Source organism: Nonomuraea sp. NPDC049400 (genome assembly GCF_044466425.1).
Lineage (GTDB): Bacteria > Actinomycetota > Actinomycetes > Streptosporangiales > Streptosporangiaceae > Nonomuraea.
Window position 1 is genome coordinate 42,994 of record NZ_JBITMP010000010.1, and the last position, 12,758, is coordinate 55,751.

At 71.1% G+C, this 12,758-nt stretch carries 11 protein-coding genes; 8 read left to right on the plus strand and 3 right to left on the minus strand.

Annotated features, from left to right (window positions below; genetic code table 11):
• The gene (gene ltnD, locus ACIBVN_RS17185) at positions 1-918 is read right to left on the minus strand and encodes an L-threonate dehydrogenase (protein ID WP_397137302.1); all 918 of its coding nucleotides are present in this window, start codon (positions 916-918) and stop codon (positions 1-3) included.
• A gap of 215 nt (positions 919-1,133) precedes the next feature.
• Between ltnD and kstD the strand changes: the two genes are divergently transcribed.
• From kstD to ACIBVN_RS17205, 4 genes are all read left to right on the plus strand, one after another.
• Entirely contained in the window at positions 1,134-2,906 is a 1,773-nt protein-coding gene (gene kstD, locus ACIBVN_RS17190) for a 3-oxosteroid 1-dehydrogenase (protein WP_397137304.1), read from the plus strand.
• A 41-nt stretch (positions 2,907-2,947) separates the two neighbouring features.
• Positions 2,948-3,805, plus strand: coding sequence for an LLM class flavin-dependent oxidoreductase (locus ACIBVN_RS17195; protein WP_397137306.1), 858 nt, complete (start codon positions 2,948-2,950; stop codon positions 3,803-3,805).
• A 65-nt stretch (positions 3,806-3,870) separates the two neighbouring features.
• Positions 3,871-5,709, plus strand: a complete 1,839-nt coding sequence (locus tag ACIBVN_RS17200) for a serine hydrolase domain-containing protein (RefSeq protein WP_397137308.1) — start codon at positions 3,871-3,873, stop codon at positions 5,707-5,709.
• A 39-nt stretch (positions 5,710-5,748) separates the two neighbouring features.
• A complete protein-coding gene (locus ACIBVN_RS17205; RefSeq protein WP_397137832.1) occupies positions 5,749-6,108 on the plus strand; it encodes an NUDIX hydrolase in 360 nt (119 codons plus the stop codon).
• 6 nt (positions 6,109-6,114) lie between these two features.
• On the opposite strand, the gene ACIBVN_RS17210 is transcribed toward ACIBVN_RS17205, so the two are convergent.
• Both ACIBVN_RS17210 and ACIBVN_RS17215 read right to left on the minus strand, forming a co-directional pair.
• Positions 6,115-7,002, minus strand: coding sequence for a hypothetical protein (locus ACIBVN_RS17210; protein ID WP_397137310.1), 888 nt, complete (start codon positions 7,000-7,002; stop codon positions 6,115-6,117).
• Complete coding sequence (locus ACIBVN_RS17215) at positions 6,999-7,757, minus strand: hypothetical protein (RefSeq protein ID WP_397137311.1); 759 nt, start codon at positions 7,755-7,757, stop codon at positions 6,999-7,001. Before ACIBVN_RS17215 ends, ACIBVN_RS17210 begins: the two co-directional genes overlap by 4 nt.
• 256 nt (positions 7,758-8,013) lie before the next feature.
• Between ACIBVN_RS17215 and ACIBVN_RS17220 the strand changes: the two genes are divergently transcribed.
• The 4 genes from ACIBVN_RS17220 (at position 8,014) to ACIBVN_RS17235 (ending at position 12,700) form a co-directional block, all read left to right on the plus strand.
• Positions 8,014-8,859, plus strand: a complete 846-nt coding sequence (locus ACIBVN_RS17220; protein ID WP_397137313.1) for a shikimate dehydrogenase — start codon at positions 8,014-8,016, stop codon at positions 8,857-8,859.
• A 9-nt stretch (positions 8,860-8,868) separates the two neighbouring features.
• Complete coding sequence (locus ACIBVN_RS17225) at positions 8,869-10,608, plus strand: bifunctional sugar phosphate isomerase/epimerase/4-hydroxyphenylpyruvate dioxygenase family protein (protein WP_397137315.1); 1,740 nt, start codon at positions 8,869-8,871, stop codon at positions 10,606-10,608.
• Positions 10,609-10,617: 9 nt separating this feature from the next.
• Entirely contained in the window at positions 10,618-11,265 is a 648-nt protein-coding gene (locus ACIBVN_RS17230; RefSeq protein WP_397137317.1) for a TetR family transcriptional regulator, read from the plus strand.
• Between the two features lie 139 nt (positions 11,266-11,404).
• Entirely contained in the window at positions 11,405-12,700 is a 1,296-nt protein-coding gene (locus ACIBVN_RS17235; RefSeq protein ID WP_397137834.1) for an MFS transporter, read from the plus strand.
• Positions 12,701-12,758 lie beyond the last annotated feature (58 nt).

Below are 12,758 nucleotides of genomic sequence, written 5' to 3' on the forward strand. Positions count from 1 at the left end.
TCAGATCCCCGCCGCCGTGGGGAGGTCGATTCCCGGGAAGATCTTGATGACCGCGCTGTCGTCCTCGGCGCCCAGCCCGGACGCCGATGCCTGGAGGAACATCTGGTGAGCGGTGGCGGCAAGGGGCAGCGGAAACCTCTCCAGCCGGCCGAAGTCGAGGACGAGCCCGAGGTCCTTGACGAAGATGTCGACCGCGGACAGGGGCGTGTAGTCACCGGCGAGCACGTGCGCCATCCGGTTCTCGAACATCCACGAGTTGCCGGCGCTGTGGGTGATGACGTCATAGAGCGCCTCGGCCGGAACCCCGGCCTTGATGCCCACTGCCATCGCCTCGGCTGCGGCGGCGATGTGCACGCCGGCGAGCAGTTGGTTCACCATCTTCACCGTTGAGCCGAGTCCGGCGCGGTCTCCCAGCCGATATACCGTGCTGCTCATTGCCTCGAGCACCGGATCGGCGACCGAGTACGCCGCGGCGGAGCCCGATGTCATCATGGTGAGCTCGCCGGCCGCCGCACGCGCGGCGCCGCCGGAGATGGGGGCGTCCAGGTAGAGCACGTCCCTCTCTGCCAGGCGCTCCTCGAGCTCGGCGGACCAGCCAGGGTCGACCGTGGAGCACATCACGAAGACACCGCCTGGGCGGAGCTGGTCGGCCGCCCCGTCCGCGCCGAACAGCACCGACTCGACCTGCGCCGCGTTGACCACCACGCTGACCAGGACATCCACCCTGGCCGCCAGGTCGCGGGCGCGGGCGAACGCCGTCCCGCCGTCGTGGGCGAAGGCCTCGGCCACCTCGGACCGCAGGTCGTGGACCCCCACGTCGAAACCCGCGTTCCGCAGGCTGCCGGCCATGCCGAGACCCATGGCCCCGAGTCCCACCACGCCCACGCGCAGCCGGACTGAACTGTCCTGATCTTTCATACCCGTCCTTCGCTTCAGGCTTGTTTCGTCGTCGTGTCATATGATGACCTGAGAATGTGATCCACCACACTGTGATGTCCATCACAACGTTCTGGATCTGGTGGACGGATGGTTGGGCGAGCTGAGGCCGTAGGCGTACTGGTCGCCGAGCACGTACGCGGTCACGTCAATACTCTGCATTGACAGGCAAAACAACCAAGCGCATGCTTGGTGGCATGGTCGAGTCGAGTAGATCCGCCGCCATCCTGACCTCCGCAGGTCACAGCCGCCGTACCCTGCTCAAAGGGGCCGCCGTCGCCGGTGGCGCGCTGGTGGCGGGCGCGGCGCTGGGCAGCGCGCCCGCCCGCGCCGACGCCGAGTACGACGTCGTGGTCGTGGGTGCCGGGGCCGCCGGGATGACCGCGGCGCTGACGGCCGCCAAGCGCGGGCTGCGTACGGTCGTGCTCGAGAAGGCCCCGACGTTCGGCGGCTCGGCCGCCCGGTCGGGCGCGGGCATCTGGATCCCGTGCAACGAGGTCGTCCTCGCCGCCGGGGTGCCGGACACCCCGGCCAAGGCCGCCGCCTACCTCGCCCGCGTCGTCGGCGACACGGTGCCCGTCGAGCGGCAGCGGGCGTTCCTCGCCGCGGGACCGGCGATGATCTCGTTCGTGATGCGCAACAGCCCGCTGCGCTTCCGTTTCATGGAGGGCTACTCCGACTACTATCCGGAGTTCCCCGGCGGGATGCCGAACGGGCGCTCCATCGAGCCCGCCCAGCTCGACGGTAACCTCCTCGGCGCCGAACTGGCCCACCTCAACGGCTCCTACATGCCCACCCCGGCCGGCCTGGTGGTCTACAGCGCCGACTACAAGTGGCTGACGCTCGCCGCCGTCAACCCCAAGGGCCTCGCAGTGAGCGCCGCATGCCTGGCACGGGGCACCGAGGCCGCGCTGCGCGGCGAGAAGCCGCTCACCATGGGACAGGCCCTGGCCGGCGGCCTGCGCGCCGGACTGCTCGCGGCCGGCGTCCCGGTGCTGCTGAACACCCCGCTCCTTGACCTGATCATCGAGTCCGGCCGCGTCACGGGCGTCCGCACGCCCGGCGGCGCGGTCAGGGCCCGGCGCGGCGTGATCGTCGGCTCCGGCGGGTTCGAGCACAGCGCGGCCATGCGTGCGGAGTTCCAGCGCCAGCCCATCGGCACGAGCTGGACCATCGGCGCCAAGGAGAACACCGGAGACGGCATCGAGGCCGGCGAGCGCGCCGGGGCCGCGCTCGACCTGATGGATGACGCCTGGTGGGGACCGGTGATCCCGCTGCCCGACCAGCCGTACTTCTGCCTGGCCGAACGCACCCTGCCCGGCTGCGTCCTGGTCAACGGCAGCGGCGTGCGTTTCGTCAACGAGGCCGCGCCCTACAGCGACGTCGTCCACGTCATGTACGACCGCAACACCCCGTCCGCGCCGCACATCCCCGCCTGGCTGATCGTCGACCAGAGCTACCGCGACAAGTACCTGTTCCGGGACGTCGCGCCGCTGCTGCCGCTGCCGGATGCCTGGTTCGGCAGCGGCGCCGCGTACAAGGCGTGGACGATCGAGCAGCTGGCCCAGAAGATCGGCGTGCCGCAGGCCGCGCTGCGCGGCACGATCAACCGGTTCAACGGGTTCGCGGCGACCGGCAAGGACCTCGACTTCCACCGCGGCGACAGCGCCTACGACTGCTACTACGCCGACCCGCTGGTCAAGCCGAACCCGTGCCTGGCGCCGCTGTGGCTGCCGCCGTTCTACGCGTTCAAGATCGTCCCCGGCGACCTCGGCACCAAGGGCGGGATGCGCACGGACGCCCGCGCGCGGGTGCTGCGGGCGGACGGCTCGGTCATCCCCGGCCTGTACGCCGCCGGCAACGCCAGCGGAGCCGTCATGGGCCACAGCTACGCCGGCTCCGGCTCCACCCTCGGGCCCGCCATGGCCTTCGGCTACGTGGCCGCCAACGACGTCGCCGACACGCGGTAAAGCGATTGCCGTGGCTTGCCGCGGCCGAGCACCATGGCGGGATGCGCTTCTCGATCAACATCCCGAACTTCGGGGACTTCGCCGACCCCAGGACCGTCGCCTCGCTGGCCGTCGCGGCGGAGCAGGCGGGCTGGGACGCCCTGTTCGTCTGGGATCACGTCGTCCACGTCAAGAGCCGGCGGCGCGCGTTCGGCGACCCCTGGATGCTGCTCACGGCGGCGGCCATGGCGACCACCCGGATCAGGCTCGGCACCCTGGTCACCCCGGTGGCCCGGCGGCGGCCACAGCAGCTCGCCCGCCAGGTCGCCACACTCGACGTGCTCAGCGGCGGGCGGGTGATCTTCGGCGCGGGGCTGGGCGGGCCGATCGAGGACGAGTACGGCAGCTTCGGCGAGCCCACTGACCCGGTGGAGCTCTCCGAGCGCCTTGACGAGGGGCTGGACCTGCTGGCCCGCTACTGGACCGGCGAGCCGGTCACCCACCACGGACGGCACTACCGGGCCGAGGACGTCGCCCTGCTGCCTCCGACCGTGCAGTGCCCCCGCCCGCCGGTCTGGATCGCCGGGTTCTGGCCGAACCGCAAGCCGATGCGCCGGGCCGCCCGCTGGGACGGCGCGGTCCCGCTGTTCGGCCCGGGCTCGCACGGCTACGGCCCGCCCGCCGACCAGGTCCGCGAGCTGGTGTCGTACGTCCGCGAGCACCGCCAGGACGACGGCCCCTTCGAGATCGTCGTCGGCGGCGCCAGCCCCGCCGGCGGTTCCAAGGCCCGCGACCTGCTCGGGCCGCTGCAGGAGGCCGGGGCCACCTGGTGGGACGAGCGGCAGCCCATCGACAGCCCCGACAACGAACGGCTCACACCCGTGCTGCGCCGCGTCGAGCAGGGCCCGCCGGCGGTCTAGGGAGTCTCAGCGGTCTGCCATGCTTCAAGCGCAGTTAGTGATCATCGCTTGAAGGAGCTCCCTCCTTGGACCGCAGACGCTTTCTCGCACTGACCGGCGCGGCCGGCCTCGCCACCGTGGACTTCGCCAGGCCCGCCCAGGCGGCGAGCTACCCGTTCGCCACCGGCGGCGTCCCCGACGAGCTGAAGACCAAGATGGGGGAGCTGGCGCCGTACGGCATCACCACTGTCGCGTTCACGCCGTCCGGCGGCTGGGTGGTCGTCACCCAGGACGGCCGCTATTTCGCCCGCGGCGTGCCCGACGCGTGTTTCGCCGAGCTGGAGAAGATGGTCAAAGCCGGCGGGAAGATCCACTGCGTGGCCTTCCCGCCGGAAGGCGGCGACCGCTGGGCGATCACCGGTGACAAGGGGGTGTCCGCGCGCGGCCTGCCCGAGGAGTGCGACCGGCGCATCAGAGACAGCTACACCGCGGGCCGCCAGGTTGTGCACGTCGCCTTCCCGCCGGCCGGCGGCAACCGCTGGGTGGTGGCCGACACGCAGGACTTCCACGCCCGGGGCGTCGATGACGAGTGCTACCAGATGATGCGGAACCTGACGCAGGGCGGGCGCCGGGTGACCCGGGTCGCCTTCCCCAAGGCGGGCGGGTGGACGGTCGTCGCGCAGGACGAGTTCTTCGGCCGCGGCGTCGACGACGCCTGCCTCAAGCAGATGAACACCCTCGCCGCCGGCGGCTGGCAGCTGCACGACGTGGCCTTCTCGCCGGGCGGCGGCTGGGCGCTGAGCTCGCGCGGCAAGGTGCCCGCGCTGCCCGCCGACCGGGTGCGGCAGGTCGAGAACGCGGTGGGCGGCGCCACCATCTGGCAGCGGATGAACGCGTGGAAGACGCCGGGCGTGGCCGTCGCGGTGGTGGTCGGCAACAAGATCGCCTGGTCCACCGGGTACGGCTGGCTGGAGGCGGGCAGCGCCGCCGCCGCCCATCCCGAGACCGCCTTCCAGGCCGCCTCCGTCAGCAAGGCCGTGGCCGCGGTCGGCGTGCTGCGCCTCATGCAGACGCTCAAGCAGCCACTGACCGGCGACATCCGCCCCCACCTGGGCTGGACGCTGCCGCGCCGCTCCTGCGTCTCCGCCACGGCCGTGCCCACCATCGACCGCGTCCTGACCCACCGGGCCGGCGTCATCGGCCGCGGCTCCACGTCTCCTGCCGATGCCTGCTCCGGCTTCGGCGCCGGAGGCGGCGGCTTCGCCGGCTACGGCCCGGACGCGACCGTGCCCACGCTGCTGCAGGTCATGAACGGCTCGGGCAACTCCCCGAAGATCGAGCTCACCACCAGCCCGGGGGCCGAGTTCCACTACTCCGGCGCCGGCTTCGTGCTGCTGCAGCGGATGGTGGAGCAGAAGAGCGGCCTCACGCTGGCCCAGTACATGGACAAGGAGGTGTTCGCGCCGCTCGGCATGAAGAACAGCTCGTACGCGCTGTCGCCCGGCTTCGAGCTGGCCGCCGGCCACACCGCCACCGGCGCCGTGATCCCCGGCAAGCGCAACCGCTACCCGGAGTCGGCCGCCGCCGGCCTCTACACCAACGTCCTCGACCTGTGCCGCCTCGTGTGCTACCTGAACAAGGCGTGGACCGCCTCCGGCGACATCGCCGGGCCGCTCACCAAGACCTCCGTCCGCACCCTGCTCACCCCCGGCCCCGAGCCCACCATGGGGCGCGGGTTCTTCGTCGCCGGCTCGGGGACGAAGAGCTTCTCCTACACCCATGACGGCTCCAACTACGGCTTCAAGTCCGTCGTCAAGGGCTACCCGCAGCTCGGGGCCGGCTACGCCGTCCTGGCCAACGGCAACAACATGAACCTGGTCAACGAGGTCGCCGCGGCCATCCGCTCGGTCTACGGCTGGGCCTGACCAGAACCGGCCGCCCGCGCCCAGAGTGTCGAGGTCTTCCTGGAACGGGACGGCCGCTGGCTCCTCATCAAGCGCGGCCGCCAGGAGGCCCACGCCGCCGGCACGCTGGCCGGCATCGGCGGCAAGGCCGAGGCGGACGGGGCCGGGATCGGCATCCTCGAGCAGACCGCACGCCGGGAGGTCGCCGAGGAGGTAGGCGTCGACCTGACGGGCACCGATCTCACCTACGTGGCCGGCGACTACTTCACGACCGACGACGGCGACCCGGTGATCAACGTGGTCTTCCGCGGTGAGCTGCCGCCGCAGGCCCGCCCCGTGGCGGCCGCGCCGGACGAGGAGGCCGAAGCGCACCCCGACTGCCCGCCGTGGGTGCTGCGCAGCCTGCGACGCATGGCTTGACGCCTTCTACGGGCAGTCCGGGTCCGGATGGATGATGGCGAACTCGAGCCTGAGCGAATCGTCGGCGGGAAGGGTGATCGCCCGGGCCTCCGGGTTCGTCGCCCAGCAGTCGGGCAGCAGGAAGTAGCGCCGGTTCGAATGAAGCAGCAGGCGCAGGCCGGAGTACCGGTAGCGGAACATCGCGTCCGGGTCCGGCAGGGTGGACTCGGTTATCCCGGGGCCCTCCAGGTTGAGACGCCGCGGCGCATAGACGACCGTGCTCGGCAGCATCCCCGGCTCCGCCCTGTACTGGTCGGCCACCTCTTGCCCCCGGCGCTGCGCGAAGTCGGCGACCGCCCACAACAGCAGGACCAGGAGAAGTGTCACGCAGACCGTGCGCTGGAGGATCTGGCCCGCGGGGGAGACGGTTTGCCGCGGGTTGAACCTGACGTACAGAGAGAAGGCGTACACCACCAGGAAGACGCCGAGCCCGAGGCAGATGGGCATGAAGATGGGCGGCAGCTCCCTCCAGCCGGCGATCCACATGACGCCTGCCCCGGCACAGGCGGTTCCGAGCACGGCCGCCACCACAAGTGTCCGGGTCGTGGCGATGCGATGACCGGTGAAGAAGCGGATCAGCCCCGCGTGCACCCAGGGTGCGACCAGGGCCGCAAGCAGGACCCATACCAGTGGTTCGACGGCCAAGGAGGGGCTGCTCTGCACGTAGTCCTGGACGGACAGCCCCAGCATGCTCTGATCCACGCCGAGGCGCCCGTACAGGTTGTTCCGGTACACCGCCCCGAAATACATCATGATCGCCGCGACGAGCGTGGTCGGCGCCACGATCTGGGCGAGGATGCCCCACACGCGAGCGAGGTCCTGACCGGCCTCGCCGCCGCCGCCCGCGGAGCTCACGACTCTCTCGAGGTGGGACCGCCGTCTTCCGTGTCAGGCGGCTCGGAGGTCTCCTCGTCAGGTGGCTCGGTGGAGGTGCTCTCCTCCGCCGGCTCGGTGCCGGACTCCTCGGGCTGAGGCGTGGGTGTCTCCTGCTCGCCCGGCGGGGACCCGGTCATGGTGGCCGTCGCGCACTCCGGCAGTGCACCGGGGTCGGGCGCCACCGCGCACGCGTCCCTGATGTAGTCGCTCGGAACGTGCCCGAGCTCCATGAGGTGGTCAAGGGCGTCTCGCGCCCTGCCCGTGTCGCCTACGGCCATGGCGCTGAAGAGCTCTGTGTGGAAAAGGAGATCCAGCGTCGGCCCGCGCAGCTTGGGAGGGATGGCGTCGATATCCCCCTTCGCCTCGTCCGTGAGACTGAGCGCCTTGCGGTGCTTTCCCAAGTTCGCGTTGGCCGCCGCCTCGCAGACCCGCGCGATGGCTCTTTCGCCGTCCGTGCTGCCGCGGTCGGACGCCACTTTCCCCATCTTGCCGGCTGCGTCCTCGTATTGGCGGTTCTTGAGCATCGTCTGGCAGTCCACGCCCACCCGAGCCTCAGCCTTGGGAAAGTCCCCGCTGCCCTCGGTCTTGAGGGGCTGCATCGTGATGTCCGGGTTCGCCGGCGAGGCCGTCCTCGGGCCCGGCCCGACCTGGCCGGAGCCGGACCCGCCGGATCCGCCGCCGCAACCGCCCGCCAGCGCCGCGGCGGCCGCGAGCACCGCCACCAAGGCCCTCACCACCGGCTCCCCCCGATCCCTCGCTGGGGTCGTCATACCGCGCCGGGGCCCGCCCCACTCCGGGGCAACCCACGGATCACCGTGACCTGGCGAATTCTTGCCCGGGACGCGCAGTCAGCGCGGCGGATCGGCCTTCCGCAGGCGTCCAGCCCGATGTTCCGCGTCGGCTCTCCGGACAGGCCCGTCTAGCCAAGTAACTCACTAGTACGTACATTGGAGGCGTCCGTGCACCTGTCCCCTGGAGAGGAAGAAAGTGATGGCCTCGTTCCTGACCGGGCTGGTCGGCTCGGGCATCGGCCCCTCGCTCAGCCCGCCGCTGCACGAGCGGGAGGCCGTCCACCACGGGCTGCACTACGTCTACCGGCTGCTCGACATCGACCGGCTCGGGCTGGACGTGGGGGACCTGGTACGCGCCGCGCGCCGCCTCGGCTACGACGGGCTCAACATCACCCACCCGTGCAAGCAGACCGTCATCCCGCACCTGGACGACCTGTCGCCGGACGCCCGCATGCTCGGCGCGGTCAACACCGTCGTCTTCGACGGCGAGCGTGCCATCGGGCACAACACCGACTGGACGGGGTTCGCCGAGTCGTTCGCCCGCGGCCTGCCAGAAGCCCCCACCCGCCGGGTGGCGCAGCTCGGCGCGGGCGGCGCCGGCGCGGCCGTGGCGCACGCGCTGCTCACCCTGGGCGCCGACCAGATCACGGTCGTCGACGCCGACCATGCCCGGGCGGTGCGGCTGGCGGCCGAGCTGGCCTCCCGCTTCGGCGCCGGGCGGGCGCGCGCCGCCAGCAGCGACGACCTGCCGTCGCTGCTGGCCGAGGCCGACGGGCTGGTGCACGCCACGCCCACCGGCATGGCACACCACCCGGGGCTGCCGCTGCCCGCGTCGCTGCTGCATCCCGGCCTGTGGGTAGCGGACATCGTGTACCGGCCGCTGGAGACCGAGCTGCTCAAGCAGGCGCGGGCGCTGGGCTGCCGGACGCTGGACGGCGGCGGCATGGTCGTCTTCCAGGCCGCGCACGCCTTCCGCCTGTTCACCGGCCGCGAGCCCGACGCCGAACGCATGCTGGCCCACCTGACCGATCTGGTGACCGTCTGAGGAGGAGACGTGCGCAAGTCCATCGCCACCGTGTCGGTGAGCGGCACCCTGACCGAGAAGCTCGACGCCATCGCCGCCGCCGGGTTCGACGGCGTGGAGATCTTCGAGAACGACCTGCTAACCTGCCCGCTGCCGCCCGAGGAGATCCGGGCCCGCGCCGCCGGCCTCGGGCTCGGCATCGATCTCTACCAGCCGTTCCGCGACTTCGAGGCGGTCCCGGCCGGCCTGCTGGCACGCAACCTGCGCCGGGCCGAGCACAAGTTCCGCGTCATGGAGCGCCTCGGCGCCGACCTGCTGCTGGTCTGCTCCAACGTCTCGCCCCAGGCGATCGGCGACGACGAGCTGGCGGCCGCGCACCTGCGGCTGCTGGCCGAACGGGCAGCCGAGCACGGGATCCGCATCGCGTACGAGGCCCTGGCCTGGGGGCGGCACGTCAACGAGTACCTGCACGCCTGGCGCCTCGTCCGCATGGCCGACCACCCGAACCTGGGCACCTGCCTGGACAGCTTCCACATCCTCTCGCGCGGCTCCGACCCGATCGGCATCGAGGCCATCCCCGGCGAGAAGATCTTCTTCCTCCAGCTCGCCGACGCGCCGCTGCTGGCCATGGACGTGTTGCAGTGGAGCCGCCACTACCGCTGCTTCCCCGGCCAGGGCAACTTCGACGTGGCCGGGCTGGTGCGCCACGTCCTGAACGCCGGCTACGCCGGGCCGCTGTCGCTGGAGGTGTTCAACGACCACTTCCGCCAGGCCGACACCGGGCGCACGGCCCGCGACGGCATGCGCTCGCTCCTCGCCCTGGAGGACACCCTGTACGGGGCCGCGCACCCTGCCGTGCCCACCGGCTTCGCCTTCGCCGAGCTGGCCGACACCGGGGCACTTCCCGGCGTGCTGACCGCGCTCGGCTTCGCGCGTACCGGGACACATCCCACGAAACCGGTCGAGCTGTGGGAGCAGGGCGGTGCACGGCTGCTGCTCAACGCCACCGGCAGCGCCACTGGTGGGGACCCCGCGCTCGTCGCCATCGGGCTCGACAGCCCCGACCCCGGCGGGGCGGTCAAGCACGCCGAGTCGCTGCTGTCGCCCGTGCTGCCACGCGAGCGCGCGCCCAGGGAAGCGCGCCTGGACGCCGTCGCCGCCCCCGACGGCACCCAGATCTTCTTCTGCGACTCGTCCTGGCTCGACGACTTCGGCCCCTCGGGGCCGGTTCCCGGCGAGATCGACAGGATCGACCACGTGGCGCTGACCCAGCCGTGGCACCAGTTCGACGAGGCGGAGCTGTTCTACCGCAGCGTGCTCGGGCTGAGCCCGCAGGAGAGCCTGGAGGTGCCCGACCCGTACGGGCTGCTGCGCAGCAAGGCCATGGCCGACCCCGACGGGCGCGTACGGATGGTCATCAACCTCGCCCAGGTCGGCGCGAAGGACCTCCCGTGGCAGCACGTCGCGCTCGCCTGCGACGACGTCGTGGCCATCGCCCGCCGCCTGCGCGCCGAGCATCCCGACCTGCTGCTGCCCATCCCCGCCAATTACTACGACGACCTGGAGGCACGCCACGACGACGTCGATCCCGGGCTCAGGGAGCTGGGCGTGCTGTACGACCGCGACGAGCACGGCGAGTTCCTGCACCTGTACACCGTCACCGTGGGCCGCGTCTTCTTCGAGATCGTCCAGCGCACGGGCGGCTACCAGGGATACGGCGCCGCGAACGCCCCCATCCGCCTCGCCATCCAGCACGCCGGACCTCACTAAGATGACCGAATGACCTCCCGACCCGTCGCTTCGGAACGCCAGCGGGACGCCGACCGCACCAAGGCGGAGATCCTCAAGGTGGCTCAGCAGGAGTTCGCGCGGCACGGGTACGCGGGCGCGCGCGTGGACGAGATCGCCGAGCAGATGCGCACCACCAAGCGCATGATCTACTACTACTTCGGCAGCAAGGAACGCCTCTACATCGCGGTCCTGGAGAAGGCCTACACCGAGGTGCGCGCGATGGAGCGCACGATCGACGTCGAGCACCTGGCCCCGGTGGAGGCCATCCGCACCCTGGCCGAGCTGACCTTCGACCACCACGACGCGCACCGCGACTTCATCAAGCTCGTCGCCATCGAGAACGTCCACCAGGCCGAGCACATCCGCAAGTCCGAGGTCCTGGCCAACCTCGGCACGCCGGTGCTCGACGTCATCTCGCGCATCCTGGACGCCGGGCAGGCGTCCGGGGAGTTCGTGACCGACGCGGACGCGATCGACGTGCACATGATGATCAGCTCGTTCTGCTTCTTCCGCGTGGCCAACCAGCACACCTTCGGCGCGCTGTTCGGGCGCGACATGACCGCGCCGGAGCACCGCGCCAGGCTGCGCCGGATGGTGGGCGAGATGATCGTCGCCTACCTGCGCGGCCCTGCCTGACCCCTGGGCCGCCTGACTGCTGGGCCTGAGCGCCGTCCTGCCGGTAACCGATTGGCAACGCCCTTGTAATGTACGAACCGGTGAGTTAGTTTCCTGCCAATGCTCTACCCCGTCCCCCCGTGAGGAGCATATCGTGACGATGCAGGGCAAACCTCGCAAAGCGGCCATTGCCGCCTGGGTCGGCAGTGCGTTGGAGTACTACGACTTCTTCATCTACGGCACCGCCGCCGCCCTGGTGTTCAGCAAGATCTTCTTCCCGTCCAGTTCGCCGGCCACGGGGACGCTGCTGGCGCTGGCCACCTTCGGCGTCGGCTACCTGGCCAGGCCGGTCGGAGCCTTCGTGCTCGGGCACGTGGGCGACAAGTTCGGCCGCAAGAAGGTCCTGGTCGCCACGCTCGTCATGATGGGCGCCTCGACGTTCCTGGTGGGCTGCCTGCCCACGTACGACCAGGTCGGCCTGCTCGCGCCGGTCCTGCTCGTGGTCCTTCGCCTGATGCAGGGCTTCTCGGTCTCCGGCGAGCAGGCGGGCGCCAACTCCATGACGCTCGAGCACGCCCCCGAGACCCGCCGGGCCTTCTACACCAGCTTCACGCTCAACGGCACCCAGGCCGGGCAGATCATCGCCACCGCGATCTTCCTCCCGATCGCCGCGCTGCCCGAGGAGCAGCTGCTGAGCTGGGGCTGGCGGGTGCCGTTCTGGCTGAGCATCGTGGTGGCCGCGGTGGGGCTGGTCATCCGGCGCACGCTCGAGGAGACGCCCGCCTTCGAGCAGGAGGTCGCCACCAACAACGTGGCCAGGATGCCGCTGGCCGTGCTCTTCCGCGAGCAGTGGCGGGACGTGCTCCGGGTGGTCGTGGCCGCGGTCATCGCCTCGGTCAGCACGATCTTCACCGTCCACGCCCTGTCGTACGCCGTCAACACCATGCACCTGGAGCGCGGGCCGATGCTCTGGGTGGGCGTGCTGGCCAGCGTCGCCGCCGTGATCACCATCCCGTTGTGGGGCTCGCTGTCGGACCGGATCGGCCGCAAGCCGGTCTTCATCGGCGGCTCACTGGGCTGCGCGGTGCTGATGTTCGGCTACCTGTGGTCGATCTCCATCGGCAGCTACGCCCTGATCTTCGTCGCGGGCATCCTGATGTTCGGCGTCGTGCACAGCGCCACCAGCGGCGTCTGGCCGTCCTTCTACGGCGAGATGTTCACCACCCGGGTCCGCCTGTCGGGCATGGCGATCGGCACCCAGATCGGCTTCGCCATCGCCGGCTTCGCGCCGACCGTGGCCACCGCGGTGGCGGGCACGGGCCAGGAGAGCTGGCTGGGCGTGTCGATCATCACCGCCGTGCTGTGCCTGGTCAACGTGGCCGCCGTGGCGACCGCCCGGGAGACCTACCGGGTGCCCACCGAGCAGCTCGGGCTAAAGGGCCGGGTGCCGGCGTGACCGGCTTCCGCGTGTACGCCCTGCGCTAAGCCGAGCGCGACGCCCGGCGCGGCGAGCA